General features: G+C 73.3%; 21 protein-coding genes. 10 read left to right on the top strand and 11 right to left on the bottom strand.

Features of this window, described 5'->3' with window-relative positions; all coding sequences use genetic code 11:
* Positions 1-122: 122 nt before the first annotated feature.
* Positions 123-1,088 (bottom strand): helix-turn-helix transcriptional regulator, encoded by a 966-nt coding sequence (locus DY240_RS08595; RefSeq protein WP_119659517.1) that lies wholly within the window; start codon positions 1,086-1,088, stop codon positions 123-125.
* Between the two features lie 64 nt (positions 1,089-1,152).
* On the opposite strand from DY240_RS08595, the gene DY240_RS08590 reads away from it, so the two are divergent.
* Positions 1,153-1,626: a pyridoxamine 5'-phosphate oxidase family protein gene (locus DY240_RS08590; protein WP_119659537.1), complete on the top strand. Its 474-nt coding sequence runs from the start codon at positions 1,153-1,155 to the stop codon at positions 1,624-1,626.
* On the opposite strand, the gene DY240_RS08585 is transcribed toward DY240_RS08590, so the two are convergent.
* The gene (locus DY240_RS08585) at positions 1,616-2,086 is read right to left on the bottom strand and encodes an SRPBCC family protein (protein WP_119659516.1); all 471 of its coding nucleotides are present in this window, start codon (positions 2,084-2,086) and stop codon (positions 1,616-1,618) included. The genes DY240_RS08590 and DY240_RS08585 overlap by 11 nt on opposite strands.
* Entirely contained in the window at positions 2,052-2,393 is a 342-nt protein-coding gene (locus DY240_RS08580) for an ArsR/SmtB family transcription factor (protein ID WP_119659515.1), read from the bottom strand. The genes DY240_RS08585 and DY240_RS08580 overlap by 35 nt, the downstream gene beginning before the upstream one ends.
* 94 nt (positions 2,394-2,487) lie before the next feature.
* Between DY240_RS08580 and nhaA the strand changes: the two genes are divergently transcribed.
* From nhaA to DY240_RS08560, 4 genes are all read left to right on the top strand, one after another.
* Positions 2,488-3,801, top strand: a complete 1,314-nt coding sequence (gene nhaA, locus DY240_RS08575) for a Na+/H+ antiporter NhaA (RefSeq protein ID WP_119659514.1) — start codon at positions 2,488-2,490, stop codon at positions 3,799-3,801.
* A gap of 123 nt (positions 3,802-3,924) precedes the next feature.
* Entirely contained in the window at positions 3,925-4,338 is a 414-nt protein-coding gene (locus DY240_RS08570; RefSeq protein WP_119659513.1) for a phage holin family protein, read from the top strand.
* Positions 4,335-5,264: an alpha/beta fold hydrolase gene (locus DY240_RS08565; RefSeq protein ID WP_199701109.1), complete on the top strand. Its 930-nt coding sequence runs from the start codon at positions 4,335-4,337 to the stop codon at positions 5,262-5,264. Before DY240_RS08570 ends, DY240_RS08565 begins: the two co-directional genes overlap by 4 nt.
* A 129-nt stretch (positions 5,265-5,393) precedes the next feature.
* On the top strand, positions 5,394-5,903 hold the full coding sequence (locus DY240_RS08560) for a GNAT family N-acetyltransferase (RefSeq protein ID WP_119659512.1): 510 nt from the start codon (positions 5,394-5,396) through the stop codon (positions 5,901-5,903).
* A gap of 19 nt (positions 5,904-5,922) precedes the next feature.
* On the opposite strand, the gene DY240_RS08555 is transcribed toward DY240_RS08560, so the two are convergent.
* The 3 genes from DY240_RS08555 to nth are packed head-to-tail and all read right to left on the bottom strand — an operon-like array spanning position 5,923 to position 8,494.
* Positions 5,923-7,116, bottom strand: coding sequence for a MarP family serine protease (locus DY240_RS08555; protein ID WP_119659511.1), 1,194 nt, complete (start codon positions 7,114-7,116; stop codon positions 5,923-5,925).
* A complete protein-coding gene (locus DY240_RS08550) occupies positions 7,113-7,793 on the bottom strand; it encodes an NUDIX hydrolase (protein ID WP_119659510.1) in 681 nt (226 codons plus the stop codon). Before DY240_RS08550 ends, DY240_RS08555 begins: the two co-directional genes overlap by 4 nt.
* The gene (gene nth / locus DY240_RS08545) at positions 7,790-8,494 is read right to left on the bottom strand and encodes an endonuclease III (RefSeq protein ID WP_119659535.1); all 705 of its coding nucleotides are present in this window, start codon (positions 8,492-8,494) and stop codon (positions 7,790-7,792) included. The genes DY240_RS08550 and nth overlap by 4 nt, the downstream gene beginning before the upstream one ends.
* 206 nt (positions 8,495-8,700) lie before the next feature.
* Between nth and DY240_RS08540 the strand changes: the two genes are divergently transcribed.
* Positions 8,701-9,378: a Crp/Fnr family transcriptional regulator gene (locus DY240_RS08540; protein ID WP_046766478.1), complete on the top strand. Its 678-nt coding sequence runs from the start codon at positions 8,701-8,703 to the stop codon at positions 9,376-9,378.
* Positions 9,379-9,609: 231 nt separating this feature from the next.
* Complete coding sequence (locus DY240_RS08535) at positions 9,610-9,804, top strand: hypothetical protein (RefSeq protein ID WP_119659509.1); 195 nt, start codon at positions 9,610-9,612, stop codon at positions 9,802-9,804.
* Here DY240_RS08535 and DY240_RS08530 read toward each other — a convergent pair.
* From DY240_RS08530 to DY240_RS08510, 5 genes are read right to left on the bottom strand one after another with little or no spacing between them, the layout of a single operon-like run.
* On the bottom strand, positions 9,793-10,509 hold the full coding sequence (locus DY240_RS08530; protein WP_119659534.1) for an MBL fold metallo-hydrolase: 717 nt from the start codon (positions 10,507-10,509) through the stop codon (positions 9,793-9,795). The genes DY240_RS08535 and DY240_RS08530 overlap by 12 nt on opposite strands.
* A 56-nt stretch (positions 10,510-10,565) precedes the next feature.
* Positions 10,566-11,243, bottom strand: a complete 678-nt coding sequence (locus DY240_RS08525) for an NUDIX hydrolase (RefSeq protein ID WP_199701105.1) — start codon at positions 11,241-11,243, stop codon at positions 10,566-10,568.
* An 11-nt stretch (positions 11,244-11,254) separates the two neighbouring features.
* Positions 11,255-11,719, bottom strand: coding sequence for a RidA family protein (locus DY240_RS08520; RefSeq protein WP_119659508.1), 465 nt, complete (start codon positions 11,717-11,719; stop codon positions 11,255-11,257).
* Positions 11,716-11,874 carry a DUF4177 domain-containing protein gene (locus DY240_RS08515; RefSeq protein WP_119659507.1) on the bottom strand — a complete coding sequence of 53 codons (159 nt, stop codon included), beginning with the start codon at positions 11,872-11,874 and terminating at the stop codon, positions 11,716-11,718. The genes DY240_RS08520 and DY240_RS08515 overlap by 4 nt, the downstream gene beginning before the upstream one ends.
* Positions 11,875-11,898: 24 nt before the next feature.
* Positions 11,899-12,399 (bottom strand): Lrp/AsnC family transcriptional regulator, encoded by a 501-nt coding sequence (locus DY240_RS08510; protein ID WP_119659532.1) that lies wholly within the window; start codon positions 12,397-12,399, stop codon positions 11,899-11,901.
* A gap of 127 nt (positions 12,400-12,526) precedes the next feature.
* Here DY240_RS08510 and pdhA point away from each other — a divergent pair, with 127 nt between their 5' ends.
* From pdhA to DY240_RS08495, 3 genes are all read left to right on the top strand, one after another.
* Positions 12,527-13,663 (top strand): pyruvate dehydrogenase (acetyl-transferring) E1 component subunit alpha, encoded by a 1,137-nt coding sequence (gene pdhA, locus DY240_RS08505; RefSeq protein WP_233552658.1) that lies wholly within the window; start codon positions 12,527-12,529, stop codon positions 13,661-13,663.
* Positions 13,660-14,667, top strand: a complete 1,008-nt coding sequence (locus DY240_RS08500; RefSeq protein ID WP_119659506.1) for an alpha-ketoacid dehydrogenase subunit beta — start codon at positions 13,660-13,662, stop codon at positions 14,665-14,667. The genes pdhA and DY240_RS08500 overlap by 4 nt, the downstream gene beginning before the upstream one ends.
* A partial coding sequence (locus DY240_RS08495) for a biotin/lipoyl-containing protein (protein WP_325049279.1) occupies positions 14,664-15,167 on the top strand: 504 nt, incomplete at its 3' end. The genes DY240_RS08500 and DY240_RS08495, both read left to right, overlap by 4 nt.

Genomic DNA, 15,167 nt, shown 5'->3' with positions numbered 1-15,167 from the left:
GGCGGAGTCGGCGCATCCGATCGGACGTGTTGACACAGATGCCAACAGTTGGCGTCTGTGTCAACACGCCGAATCGCACGTCGACCCCGGCGCGCCGCGCGCGGCCCGGGAACCGTGGCGACCTAGTCGTTGCGTGCGGCCAGCTCGAGCGCGACGTCGCGCAGCGTGGCGCGCAGCGAGGCCGGCTCCAGCACCTCGACCTGGTTCATCAGGCCGAATAGCTGGGCCGCGGCGACGTCCTCGCCCTCGGTCCACAGCTCGACCTCGCTCCAGCCGTCGTCGTCGGGCGGGGACGCCGTCTCGCGCGCCTGTGCCGCCGCCAGCGCGCCGACCGCCGTGTGCAGCCGCCGCAGCGCCGACGCGGACAGCCTGATGCGGCACCGGTAGCGCAGCAGCGACCGGTCGAACTGCGCCGACGACGCCGCCCACCACTCGGCGAGGTCGAAGCCGTCGGGACGCCAGCTCGGCTCCGGCAGTACCGTCGCGGCGTCGATGCGCCCCACCTTGTAGGTGCGCACCTGCTGCCGGTGCGCCGCCACGAGGTACCAGGTGCCGGCCTTGAGCACCAGGCCGAGCGGGTCGAGCAGCCGCGACACCGTCCGGTCGGACCGCCGGTACGACACGTCGAGCCGCCGGCCGGACCACACCGCGTCGGACACCGCCGCCAGCGCCACCGGCGGCCCGCCATCGTCGAACCAGCCCGGCGCGTCGACGTGGAACCGCTCGCGCAGGCGGGCGGCCCGGCCGCGCAGCTCCGGCGGCAGCATGGCGATGACCTTCGTCTGTGCCGCGACGAGGACGGTGCCCAGCCCGAGGTCCGCGACCGCGCTCGGGACCCCGCCGAAGAACAGTGCGGCCGCCTCGTCGCCGGTGAGCCCGTCGAGCGTCGTCCGCCAACCCTCGACCAGGCGGATGCCGCCGCCCGGGCCCGACTCCGTCCACAGTGGGACGCCGGAGGCCTGCAGCGCCGCGATGTCGCGGTAGACCGTGCGGACGGACACCTCGAGCTCGTCGGCGATCTCGGCCGCCGTCATCGACCGCCGCTGCTGGATCAGCAGCATCATCGCCATCAACCGGCTGGCTCTCACGACTCCGAACCTACGCGAGATCGCTGACAGAAGATGTCAGCGACCTCGCGTCAGCATGGACGCCATGGCGACCTGGAAGCAGTTCCACGACGAGGCACCCGAGCTGGCGGCGATCGTCCACGCGCAACTCACGGCCACCAAGCACCACGTCCTCGCGACGCTGCGCGCGGACGGCTCGCCGCGGGTCAGCGGCACCGAGGTCGACGTCGACGGCGACCATCTCACGCTCGGCTCCATGCCCGAGGCCCGCAAGGCCCACGACCTGCAGCGCGACCCGCGCTACGCGCTGCACAGCAACCCCGGCGACGGCTCGATGACGGTGCCGGACGTGAAGATCTCCGGCCGCGCCGCCGAGGTCGTCGGACCCGAGTTCGACGCCTACCAGGCCGCCCACGCCGGCGACCTGCCGCCCGGGCCGTTCCACCTGTTCCGGCTCGGCATCGACGACGTCGTGCTGGCCGGGCTGAACGACACGCGCACCGCCATGGAGATCACGCTGTGGCGGCCCGGCCGGCCGGTCCGGACATTCACCTGCTGACGACCGCGGCGTAGCCGGCCAGCACCCGCGACCAGCCGCCGTCGGAGCCGAACGTCCCGGTCATCCGCCCGGCCTCGGCGCCGTACTGCTCCAGCCCGCGGTGTTCCAGCACGACCCGCGTGCGGCCGTCGCCGGCGTCGGTGAACCGGACGTCGACCTCGGTGAGCAGGCCGGGGTCGTACTGCCAGGACGCGCTGATGCGCCAGGCCAGCAGCAGCCGGGACGGCGGCTCCCAGGCCAGCACCTCACCCCACTCGCACTCGGTGCCGTCGGCGGCCCGCTCGTACCACCGCCCGCCGGCGCGCGGCTCCATGACGAACACCTGCGCCGGCCGCTCGGCGATCTGGAAGTCGCGCGGCCACCAGGTGTCGAACCGCTCGGTGAACACCGCGAACGCCCGCTCCACCGGCGCGTTCACCACGACCTCACGCCGGACGCTCGTGTCGCTCGTCGTCGCCATCGGCCTCTCCCTCCGCTTCCGCGGCGGCCGCGAAGGCCGCCAGCGCGTCGTTCCACAGCTGGTCGAGCTCGGACCGCAGCGCGGCGAACCCGTGCGGCGCGAGCCGGTAGATCCGCCGCGTGCCGGCGGCGTTCACCGCCACCAGTCCCGCCTCGGCCAGCACCTTCAGGTGCTGACTCACCGCAGGCCGGCTGACGGGCAGGCCGGCCGCGAGCTCGCCGACGGAGGCCGGCCCGTGCCGCAGCCGCTCGACGATCGACCGCCTGGTCGCGTCGCCGAGCGCCTCGAAGCCTCCGTAAGGCACCACTTACCGTAAGTTAGCACTTACCGTGCCGCCCGGCCAGTCCCGTAGAATCGACACCAGGTGTGCCGGGAAGTCTGGTCGGCGTTCGTCCACAGCCATGTCTGCGACGGAAGGTGGCCAACCCGTGTCCCGACGCCGTGTCTTCGCCCGCTCGAGCTGGCCCGAGGCCCAGTACGTCGCCTCCGTGCTGCGCAGCGAGACGACCGGCGGCTTCCTCATGTTGCTGGCGGCGGCCACGGCGCTGGTCTGGGCCAACGTGGGCGGCGACTCGTACGAGACGCTGCGGACGACGACGCTGGGCCCGTCGGGGCTGCATCTCGACCTCGACCTCGCGACGTGGGCGGCCGACGGCCTGCTGGCGATCTTCTTCCTCGTCGCGGGGCTGGAACTCAAGCGCGAACTGGTCGTCGGGAGCCTGCGCCGGCCGGCCGAGGCCATCCTCCCGATCATGGCCGCCGTCTGCGGCATGCTCGGCCCGATCGTCGTCTATTTGCTGGTCAACGGCATCGCCGGCGGCAGCACGGACGGCTGGGCGGTACCGACGGCCACCGACATCGCCTTCGCCCTCGCCGTGCTCGCCGTCATCGGGTCACGGCTGCCGTCGGCGCTGCGTGCGTTCCTGCTGACGCTCGCCGTCGTCGACGACCTGCTCGCGATCCTGCTCATCGCCGTCTTCTTCACCACCGACGTCGAGATCTGGCCGCTGCTCGGCGCGTTCGCGATCCTCGTGGCGTACGCCGTCATGCAGCGTTTCGACGTGCGGGCGTGGTGGCTGTACGTGCCGATGGGCGTCGTGGCGTGGGCACTGATGCACGAGAGCGGCGTGCACGCCACCGTCGTCGGCGTGGCGTTCGGCCTGCTGACGCGCGCCCACCGGCGCGAGGGCGAGAGCCAGGCTCCCGCGGAACGCATCGAGCACCGAGTCCGGCCGTACTCCGCCGTCCTGTGCGTGCCGATCTTCGCCCTCCTCGCCGCCGGCGTCACCGTGTCCGGCGGGTCGCTGCGCGAGGTGTTCACCGAGCCGGTGGCGCTGGGCGTGGTCCTCGGCCTCGTCGTCGGCAAGGCCATCGGCATCTTCGGCGGCACCTGGCTCATGGCGCGCTTCACCAAGGCGGAGCTGAACCCCGACCTCACCTGGAGTGACGTCTTCGGCCTGGCGGCCATCGCCGGCATCGGGTTCACCGTCTCGCTACTCATCGGCGAGCTGGCGTTCCGCGACGACCCCCACATGGAGGAACTGGTCAAGACCGCGGTGCTCGTGGGCTCGGTGCTCGCCGCCCTCATCGCCACGGTGCTGCTGGCGCGGCGCAACGTCATCTACCGCCGCATGGCCGAGGAGGAGTCCCGCGACGAGGACCACGACGGCATTCCCGACGTGTACCAGGCCGAGGAGCCGGGCACTCGGCCGTGACTGGTCGGCCCGTCTTCGCGACCATGCCCGCCGGCCTGCTCTAGAGTCGAACCCGAGGCCACGCCGGCAACCCGCCGCCGCGGCCGACGCGACTCGTGACCCACTGCGACGGGGAGGTTCCGGATGGCCGCGCGGGCAACCAGCCAGGCCGACGGCTCGGCCTCCATCGGCCAGCTCGTCGCCTCGATCAAGGACGACCTCACCGGGCTGGTGCGGGACGAGATCGAGCTGGCGAAGGCCGAGCTGAAGGAGGACGCCAAGGAGGCCGCCGTCGGCGGCGCCATGACGGCGGTGGCCGCCTTCCTCGGCCTGATGGCGTTCATCCTCGCCTCCTTCGCGCTCGTGTACGGCGTCCGCGCCCTCGGACTGACGCTCGGCTGGTCGTTCCTGGTGGTCGCGGGCGCCTACGTGCTCGTCGCACTCGTCCTGCTGCTGGCGGCCCGGAGCCGATTCGGCAGGATCTCCAAGGCCGAGCGGACGAAGGTCACCGCTCGCGACGCCGCCCGCGCTCTGAAGAGGTCCAGCAACAGCACGTGATCACCAACGACGCACATCGCCAGACGGTCGAGATCCCCGGCCCCTGGACGCATCGGACCGTCGCAGCCAACGGGGCGCAGTTCCATGCCGCGGAGATGGGCGACGGCCCGCTCGTCCTGCTCCTGCACGGCTTCCCGGAGTTCTGGTGGGCCTGGCGGCACCAGCTGCCGGCCATCGCCGCGGCCGGCTGGCGCGCCGTCGCGCTCGACCTGCGCGGCGCCGGCGGCAGCGACAAGACCCCCCGCGGGTACGACGCCTTCACCTTCGCCGCGGACATCACCGGCGCCATCCGCTCCCTCGGCGAGCGGCGCGCGGTGCTCGTCGGGCACGGCTGGGGCGCCTACGGTGCGTGGACGGCGGCGGCCATGCGCCCGGCCCACGTCGACGCGCTGGCCGTGCTGTCCATGCCGCACCCGCTGGTCCTGCGGCGGCACCTGCTGCGCGGACGGTTCCGGCGCAGCGGCTCGCTGGCCTGGGTGCAGACACCGATGGCGCCGGAGCGGCGGCTCATCGCCGACGACGGCGCGCACGTCGAGACGCTGCTGCGTCGCTGGTCGGCGCCGGGGTCGGCGTTCCCCGACGACGAGGCGTCGCGCCACTACCGCGCGGCCATGCAGCTGTGGCCGGCGCCGCACTGCGCGCTGGAGTACCAGCGCTGGTTGTTCCGCTCGCTCTTCCGCGGCGACGGCCGCCGCTTCGCCAAGCGCGTCCAGGATCCGCTCACCATGCCGGTGCTGCAGGTGCACGGCGTCCAGGACTCCAACATCGACATCGACATCGCCGCGGCGTCGCGCGAGCTGGTGGCGGGTGAGTACCACTGGCTGTCGCTGGAGGCGGCCGGACACTTCCCGCACGAGGAGACGCCGGACGCCGTCACCGACGCGCTGCTGGACTGGCTGGTCAAGCAGCGCGACCGGCACGACTGACGCTATGATCGTCGACGTTCGTGTCGCTGCGAGGAGCTGAGAGGGAGTGGGCTTGATGTCGGCGCGCCAGGCCGCGGCCTGACTTCACCCTGACCTCAGTCAACCCGAACACGAACGGGATTCCTCGCTATGCCTTCGCACTGGATCACGCGCGCCGAAACCGGCGCCGACATCGCGGCCATCCGCGACATCACCATCGCGGCGTTCGACCGCCCCGACGAGGCCGACCTCGTCGACGCGCTCCGCGCCGACCCCGCGTGGATCGACGGCCTGTCGATCGTCGCGGCCGCACCCGACGGCACGGTCGCCGGGCACGCCCTGCTCACCCGCTGCCACATCGGCGACACCCCGGCGCTGTGCCTCGGGCCGTGCTCGGTGCGGCCGGGGCGGCAGAAGTCCGGTGCCGGCTCGGCCGCCATCCGGGCCGCGTTGCGGGCCGCCCACGACCACGGTGAACGCTTCGTCACGGTGCTCGGACACCCGGAGTACTACCCGCGGTTCGGCTTCGAGCGCGCCTCGGCGCACGGCATCGGGGCGGGCTTCGACGTGCCCGACGACGCGCTGATGGCGCTGTCGCTGGACGACGCGCACCCGCTGCCGTCCGGCACCATCCGCTACGCGGCGCCGTTCGGGGTCTGACCCGAGGCCGTCGGCGTGGTCAGGTGCACGAGCCGGTCGGTACCGGCTCGGTGGCCTCGGCCGCGCCGGCGGCGACGTCGGTGAACTCGCTGGGCGCGAGTGCGTAGCCGGTGTCGGGGTCGGTCAGCGAGGCGGCGAACACGACGCCCAGCACGGTGCCGTCGGGTGAGATGAGCGGCCCGCCGGAGTTGCCCGGCCGGATGCTGCCGCGCAGCGAGACGACCTCGCGGGTGACGGTGTCGTCGTCGTAGATGTCGTGCCCGATGAGCTCGTGGACGTCGCGGACGCGGACCTCCTCGCTGCGCAGCGGCCCGTTGTTCGGGTAGCCGATGACGGCGGCCTCGTCGCCGTTGGCGGGCTCGTCGGCGGCCATGGTGAGCTGGGGCAGCGCCAGGCCGGGGACGGCGAGCACGGCGAGGTCGGTGTCGGGGTCGAACGCGACCACCTGGGCGGCCAGCGGCTCGCCGTCGGGGAAGGTGACCACGGGCTCGCCGACGCCGGCCACCACGTGCGCGTTGGTGAGGATGCGCTCCGGCGCGACCACGAAGCCGCTGCCGGTGATGACCCGTTCGCAGGCGTCGGCCCGGCCGGTGATCTGGACGACGCTCTGGGCGGCGGTGCGCACCTCGGGGTCGCGGCGCAGCAGGCTGCCGGGCGGGCCGACGTCGACGATGGGCTCGGACGCCCACGGGACCACGACCTGTGGGAAGCCGCCGGCGGCGACGACGTCCTCGAAGGCATCGCGCAGGCGGTCGGGTGAGACGGGCACGGCGCGGTCCACGAGGTCCAGCAGCCGCGACTCGCGGACGCCGGGCGAGGCGTACGGCACGGCGGCCGTCGAGATGGCCAGCCCGACGGCCCAGGCGGCCAGCAGCAGGCCGGCCACGCCGAGGATGGCGCCGCCCGCGGCGTCGAACTTCCGCGCCGGCTGCGACGACACCTTCGACCGCACCCAGCCGCCGGCCCAGGCCAGCACGCCCTGCCCGATGGAGGCGACGCCGAGCACCAGCAGGACGGCCAGCACGGACACCCCGAGCCCGGGGTCGAAACTGCCCAGGACCAGCGGCACCAGCAGCAGCCCGGCGACCGCGCCGCCGACGAACCCGACGAAGGACAGGAGGCCGACGACGAAACCGTGGGTCCAGCCGGTGTAGCCGACGACGACCGCCAGGATGATGATGATGAGGTCGACGGCGTTCAAGCCCAGCGTCACGACCCACCTCGACCTTCACCGCCAAGAGCCGGCCCCGTTGGCAGCGGCTCGACGAGAGTACGATCCCACGGCTGCGCGATTCCGGCCGCATCGAACAACGCGGACAGCACGCCGGCGGTGAACCCCCAGATGAGCAGTCCGCTGGCGCGGAAGGCCGGTCCCGTGTGCCCGGACGGGTAGCGCAGCAGCAACCGGTTGGCGGGGTCGGTGAGCTCACTGACCGGCACCCGGTGCACGGACGCGACCTCGGCGGGGTCGACGACCCGCACCTCGCATGGTTCGCGCCACCACGCCAGCACGGGCGTGACCGAGTAGTTCGAGACCGAGATCCACATCGGCGGCAGCGTGGCGATGACCTCGACGCCGGCGGGGTCGACGCCGGTCTCCTCGGCGCACTCGCGCAACGCGGTGCCGACCGGGCCGTCGTCGCCGGGGTCGGCGCCGCCGCCGGGGAACGCCGCCTGCCCGGCGTGGCTGCGCAGGCCGGCCGCCCGTTCGATGAGCAGGACGTCGGGCCGGCCGTCGGTCTCGCCGAACAGCAGCAGGACGGCCGATTCGCGCGCGGTGTCGTCAGGCGCCGACCACCGGCCGGCCTGCTCGGCCCACGCGCCGGCGGCGGCGTCGGCGATGCGCCGCAGCCATGCGGGCGGACCACCGGCGGCGTCGGCCGTCGTCATGCACGCGGCCCTTCGCGCACCAGCTTGGCGGCCACCTTGGGGTCGGTGGGGCCCTCACCGTAGGACGGGCACAGCCGCGCCAGCGGACACGCGCCGCAGGCCGGCCGACGGGCGTGACAGCGGCGCCGTCCGTGCCAGATGACCCGGTGCGACAGCATGGTCCACTCGCTCTTGGGGAACAGCGCGCCGACCTCGAGCTCGACCTTGTCGGGGTCGGTCTCGCTGGTCCAGCCGAACCGGCGCACCAGCCGCCCGAAGTGGGTGTCGACGGTGATGCCGGGGACGCCGAAGGCGTTGCCGAGCACGACGTTGGCGGTCTTGCGGCCGACGCCGGGCAGGGTGACGAGATCCTTCAACCGGCCCGGGACCTCGCCGCCGAACCGCTCGACCAGCGCCTGCGACAGTCCGAGGATCGACTGCGTCTTGGCCCGGAAGAACCCGGTGGGCTGAATGATCTTCTCGACGTCCTCGCGTTCGGCGGCCGCGAGCGCGACGGCGTCGGGGTAGCGGGCGAACAGCGTGGGCGTGACGCCGTTGACGCGGACGTCGGTGGTCTGAGCGGACAGCACCGTCGCGATCAGCAGCTCGAACGGGGTGGTGAAGTCGAGCTCGCAGTGGGCGTCGGGGTACGTGGCGTCGAGCTCACGGTTGATCTTGCGGGCCCGGCGCGTGAGGGCGAGCTTGGACTCGGTAGCGACCATCGACACCACTTCACTCTACGTTCCCGGACCGACAGGCCCCCGTCCCGGAAGATCCGACCCGCCCACCGGCGTTTGTCCGTCGAATACGGGTTGCAGGGGCGAATGGTCGGCCATGATGGCCGCACGGCACAATAGGTTGCGGCCGACGTGACGCGAAACACCAGACCGTTGACCGCGCGTGGCTCGACGGCAAGGAGGACCTGGCAGTGGCTGACGACGCTCTACGGAGCGCACTTCTGTTCCGCGAACTCGACGACGAGGCCGCCGGCGCACTGCGCGCGTCGATGACCGAGGTGCACCTGAGCCGCGGCGAGACCCTCTTCCGCGAGGGCGACGAGGGCGATCGCGTCTACGTCGTCACCGAGGGCAAGATCAAGCTCGGCCGCACCGCGCCCGACGGCCGCGAGAACCTGCTGGCGCTGCTCGGCCCCGGGCAGATGTTCGGCGAGCTGTCGCTGTTCGACCCCGGTCCCCGCTCGGCCACGGCCACGGCGGTCACCGACACCACGCTGTGGAGCCTCAGCCACGCCGACCTCACGCCCTGGCTGACGGGGCGGCCCGAGGTGGCTCGCGGGCTGCTGCTGCAGCTGGCGTCGCGGCTGCGCCGGTCCAACGACATCCAGACCGACCTCGTCTTCTCCGACGTGCCGGGCCGGGTGGCCAAGCAGCTGCTGGACCTCTCGACGCGGTTCGGCGTGCCGTCCGAAGAGGGCATGCGGGTCGTCCACGACCTCACGCAGGAAGAGCTGGCCCAGCTCGTCGGCGCGTCGCGCGAGACGGTGAACAAGGCGCTGGCCGACTTCGTGTCGCGCGGCTGGCTGCGGCTCGAGCAGCGCTCAGTCGTCGTCCTCGACGTCGACCGCCTGCGCCGCCGCGCCCGCTGACGCCGTAGCGGCCGCCGGGCCGATGAGTTCCGGCGGCGCCGCGGATCCGTCCTTCTGAGAGCAGTATTGGACCAGGAGGACCCCGTGACCACACCAGTCGACGTCGCGCTCGCCTTCATCGAGGCGTTCGCCCGCCGCGACCTGGACCTCGCCGCGACCTTCGTGGCCGACGACGTCACCTTCGAGAGCCCGCGCGTGTCGTAGTCGGGCGCGCCGGCGTATCTGGCGGCCGTGGGCGAGTTCGCCGCGCTCGTCGACGGCGTCCAGGTGATCGCCGCCGTGGGCGACGCGACGCAGGCCCTGGTGATGTACGACATGGCCACCACGCCCTTCGGGACGATTCGCGCGGCCGACCGCTACGTCGTCGCCGGCGGCCGCATCACGGCGAACCAGCTCGTGTTCGACACGTCGCGGCTAGGAGCCTGATCCGCGGCCGGCCGTGCGCAGGTAGGCGAGCGTGGCCTCGACGGTGCGCTCGGCGGCCGGCCAGAGCGCGCGGTCGACGTCGGCGTAGACCACCTCGACGACGTCGCGGGCGGACCGGGCGCCGCCGTCGAGCGCCGCTAGTACCTGATCGATGCGCTGCTGCCGATGCGCGACGTACTCGTCGACGACGGCGACGGCGCGCGACCGCAGCGGCCCGTGGCCCGGCGCGAGCACGGCGTCCTCGGGCACCGCCGTGCGCAGCAGCGCCAGCGACGCGAGGTAGTCGCCGAGGTCGCCGTCGGGGTGCGACACGATCGTGGTGCCGCGGCCCAGGACGGTGTCGCCGCTGAACAGCAGCACTGTCTCGCCGTCGTCGGCCACGAAGGAGACCGAGTCGGCCGTGTGGCCGGGCGTGTCCAGCACGGTGAGACCGAGGCCGTCGAGCCGCTGCCCGTGCGCCGGCAGCTCCGCGTCGGCACCACTGGCGGCCGGGTCGCGGGCCAGCACCGGCGCGCCGCCGGTCAGGTCGCGGAACAGCTCGATGCCGCCACAGTGGTCGGCGTGGTGGTGGGTGACCAGCGCGAGCGAGACCGATCCCAGCGACAGCACGGCGTCGATATGCTCCTCGAGCCACGGCCCGGGATCGATGACGACGGTGCCATCGCCGGTGAGCAGCACGTAGGTGTTGGTGCCGTCCAGCGTCATCGGGCCCGGGTTGTCCGCCCGGACCCGCCGGCACCAGTCGGGCAGCGTCGGTTCGCTCACCGGTCGTCTCCTGGGTCGTCGCCGGGGTAGTCCGGGTCACCGGGCAGCAGGCTCCACACCTGCGCGCCGTCGTCGAGCCAGCCGGGCAGGACGGTGTCGATGCGGCGGCCGACGCCCGCGCCGAGCGCGTCCGCCACCGTCGCGACGGCGGTGAGCGAGGTCAGCAGCACCGCCGTCGGCGGCAGCAGGACCCACTCGCCGGCGTCGGCCCGGGCCAGCGCGTCCGCCGGCCGCACCCAGCCCACCTCCGACGCCTCGCCGGAGACGTCGGCCGGCTCCTGGCCGTCCGGCAGCGCCGCCAGGTAGAACCAGGTGTCGTAGCGGCGCGCCTCGAACCGCGGCGTGATCCAGTGCGCCCACGGCACGAGGTCGGCGGGCGTCAGCAGGACGCCGGTCTCCTCGAGCGTCTCGCGGATCGCGGCGCGGACGAACGCCTCGGCGGGGTCGGGGCCGTCGACCGGGTCGACCTTCCCGCCCGGGAAGGCCAGCATGCCACCGAAGGCCATGCCGAGGTGCCGTACGTGCACGTACACCTCGACACCGCCGGGCCCGTCGCGCAGCAGCCCGACCGTGGAGGCGGGCACGGCCGGGACGACCGGCAGGCCACCGGCGGCGAACGCCCGGGCCCGCTCCGCGATCGGAGCGGGCAGCGCCCGCCGTCCGCCGTCCACCACCCGAGGACCCGTCAGCCGACCTCGACGATCATCTCGACCTCGACCGGCGCGTCCAGCGGCAGCACCGTCAGGCCGACCGCGCTGCGCGCGTGCTGGCCGAGGTCGCCGAAGACCTTGCCGAGCAGGTCGCTGGCGCCGTTGACCACCTGCGGCTGGCCGGTGAAGTCGGCCGTCGACGCGACGAAGCCGAGCACCTTCACGACGCGGGTGACGGCGGACAGATCGCCCACCTCGGCCCGGATGGCCGCCAGCGCGTTGAGGGCGCACTGCTGCGCGCACTCGTAGGCCTGCTCGGGCGTGACCTCGGCGCCGACCTTGCCCTTGTGGATCAGCTCGCCGTCGCGCACGGGCACCTGGCCGGAGGTGAACACGAACGAGCCGCTGCGCACGGCCGGCACGTACGCCGCGACCGGCTTGACGACGTCGGGCAGGCTCAGCCCGAGCTCGGCCAGCCGCTCCTCCGGGGTGCTGGTCATTCGGGCTTCTCCCGCTTGAAGTACGCCACCACGTTCTCGGGGTTCATGCCGGGGACGATCTGGACCAGCTCCCAGCCGTCCTCGCCCCAGTTGTCCAGGATCTGCTTGGTCGCGTGCACCAGCACGGGTGCCGTCGCGTACTCCCACTTGGCCATGGGTGGGAGCCTACTGGGCGAGCGTCAGGCCCAGCGCGACCCCTGGCCGAGGTGCTCGTCGAACACCAGCCAGGTGCGGGTGCTCAGCACGCCGGGGACGTCCTGGATGTGTTCGAGGACGACGTGGCGCAGCTCGCTGTTGTTGGGCGCGCGGACCAGCGCGAGCACGTCGAAGTCGCCGCCGACCAGCGCGAAGTGCTCGACGTAGGGCAGCGACCCGAGCGCCGCGGACACCTCCCGCCAGGCGTTCTGCTGGATCGACAGCATGACGTAGGCGCTGGTCGACAGCCCGGCGCGCTCCGGGTTGACCTGTGCGGAGAACCCGGTGATGACGCCGTCGGCGAGCAGCCGGTCAACCCGCGCGTAGGCGTTGGCCCGCGACACGTGCACCCGTTCGGCGAGCTGGCGGATGGACAGCCGGCCCTGCTCGACCAGCTCGGCGAGGATGCGGCGGTCGACGTCGTCGAGCTCGCGGGCAGACGAACGGCCGGTATTCCAGGTGTGACCCCGGTCACTCTGAGACATCTGGTCGCTCATGGCCGCTCCGCTCTGCCAGTTGTCACCGATTTCGGCCGATTGTAGAGATGAGCATCTCACCAGGCGCAGTATTCGGGGATAGAGCGTCCCGCCTGCCGACAGAGGTGACTGAGCCATGACCACGCAGGCCGAGCACCGGATGCCCACCGCCACGAGCGCGTCCGCGCCGCCGGCCGACGCCGGCCTGCTGCCGTCCGCCGAGCCGGTGCGGTTCCTCGACGACGACGGCGGTCCCGCGCCCGGCGACGCCCACGGACGCTACGAGCGGCCGTCGACGGAGCTGCTGCGCCGCGCATACGACGCCATGGTGCTCGGCCGCCGGTTCGACGCCCAGGCGACGGCGCTGACCAAGCAGGGGCGCCTCGCCGTCTACCCGTCCAGCCGCGGTCAGGAGGCGGGCGAGATCGGCGCCGTCCTGGCGCTGCGCGAGACGGACTGGCTGTTCCCGACCTACCGCGACACGATGGCGCTGATCGCCCGCGGCATCGACCCGGTCGAGGCGCTCACGCTGCTGCGCGGGAGCTGGCACTGCGGCTACGACCCCATGGCCACGCGCACGGCGCCGCAGTGCACGCCGCTCGCGACGCACGCGCCGCACGCCGTCGGCGTCGCTCATGCCGCACGCCGGCGGGGCGAGGACACCGTCGCGCTGGTGTTGATCGGCGACGGCGGCACCAGCGAGGGCGACTTCCACGAGGCGCTGAACTTCGCCGCCGTCTTCCACGCGCCGGTCGTGTTCCTGGTCCAGAACAACGGCTACGCGATCTCGGTCCCGCTGTCGCGGCAGACGGCGGCGCCGTCACTGGCGCACAAGGGTGTCGGCTACGGCGTGCGGAGCGAGCGTGTCGACGGCAACGACCCGCTCGCCATGCTGGCGGTGCTCACCGACGCCGTCGAGTCCGCCCGCGCGGGCGGCGGGCCGGTGCTCGTCGAGGCGCACACGTACCGCGTCGAGCCGCACACCAACGCCGACGACGACGCCCGCTACCGCGACCACGACGAGGTCGAGGCGTGGAAGCGGCGCGACCCGATCGCCCGCCTGGAGGCGCACCTGCGCTCACGCGGCGAGCTGAGCGACGACGACGTCGCAGCTGCGCGGTCGGCGGCGGAGGAGTTCGCCACGCAGGTGCGCGAGCGGCTCTCCGAGGAGGCGACCGGCGACCCCGCCGACCTGTTCGCCCACGTCTACGCCGAGCCGACGCCGCAGCTGCGCGAGCAGGCCGGCTGGCTGGCCGAGGAGCTCGCCCGATGACGGTGACCCTGGGCAAGGCCCTCAACGCCGCGCTGCGCGACGCGATGCGCGAGGACGACACCGTCCTGATGTTCGGTGAGGACGTCGGCGCGCTGGGCGGCGTCTTCCGGGTCACCGACGGGCTGGCCGCGGAGTTCGGCGACGACCGGTGCTTCGACACCCCGCTGGCCGAGAGCGGCATCGTCGGCATGGCGGTCGGCATGGCGATGAACGGCTTCCGTCCCGTGGTCGAGATGCAGTTCGACGCGTTCGCCTACCCGGCGTTCGAGCAGATCGCCTCGCACGTCGCGAAGATGCGCAACCGCACCCGCGGCGCCGTCGGCCTGCCGATGGTGATCCGGGTGCCGTACGCCGGCGGCATCGGCGGCGTGGAGCACCACTCGGACTCCTCCGAGGCGTACTACGCGCACACGCCCGGCCTCAAGGTCGTCACGCCGGCCACCGTCGCCGATGCCTACTCGCTGCTGCGCGAGGCCGTCGCCGACCCCGACCCGGTCGTGTTCATGGAGGCCAAGAAGCTCTACTGGGCCAAGGACGAGGTCGCGCTGCCGGTGACGACCGAGCCGTTCGGGACCGCGGTGGTGCGGCGCGAGGGGTCGGACGCGACGCTGGTGGCGTACGGGCCGGCGGTGCCGGTGGCGTTGGAGGCCGCCTCGGCGGCGGCGGCCGAGGGGCGGTCGCTCGAGGTCGTCGACCTGCGGACGCTGGTGCCGTTCGACGACGAGACGGTGGCGGCGTCGGTGCGCAAGACCGGCCGCTGCGTCGTGGTCGCGGAGGCGGCGGGGTTCGCCGGCGTGTCCGCGGAGATCGTCGCGCGCGTGCAGGAACGCTGCTTCCACTCGCTGTGGGCGCCCGTGCTCCGGGTCACCGGCTGGGACGTGCCGTATCCGCCGCCGGTGCTGGAGAAGTACCACCTGCCCGGCGTCGACCGCGTCCTCGACACGGTCGACCGGCTGCAGTGGGACGACGCGCCCGACCCGCGGTTCCTGGCTGGTTCACGATGACGGACTACCCGATCCCTGGCGAGGAGCGGACGTTCCGGCTGCCCGACCTCGGCGAGGGGCTGACCGAGGCCGAGATCGTCGCCTGGCGCGTCGCGGTCGGCGATGTCGTCGGCGTCGACGACGTGGTGGTCGACGTGGAGACGGCGAAGGCGACGGTCGAGGTGCCCTGCCCGCACGCCGGACGGGTGACGCAGCTGCACGGCGCGCCGGGCACGACGATCGAGGTGGGCGCGCCGCTCATCACCGTCGCCGCGCCCGAGGTCGCCGCGCCCGAGGCGGAGTCGGGTGCGGTTCTGGTCGGCTACGGCACCGGGAACGCGACGTTGACCCGGCGGGCCCGCGGGCGGACGGCGACGGCACCCGCCGCGACCGCCACGGTGCCGGCCGACGTGACACCCCGCCCGGCCGGGAGGGCTCCCACCCTATGGGCGGGCACCGACACGCTCGAATCCGCGGCGGCCGGCGACCGGGCGGCAGCCGGCGGCGCGCCGCGCGTGCTG

Source organism: Jiangella rhizosphaerae, from assembly GCF_003579925.1.
Lineage (GTDB): Bacteria > Actinomycetota > Actinomycetes > Jiangellales > Jiangellaceae > Jiangella > Jiangella rhizosphaerae.
Note: the sequence above shows the minus strand (reverse complement) of the source record. Positions and strands in the feature narration are given on the sequence as shown.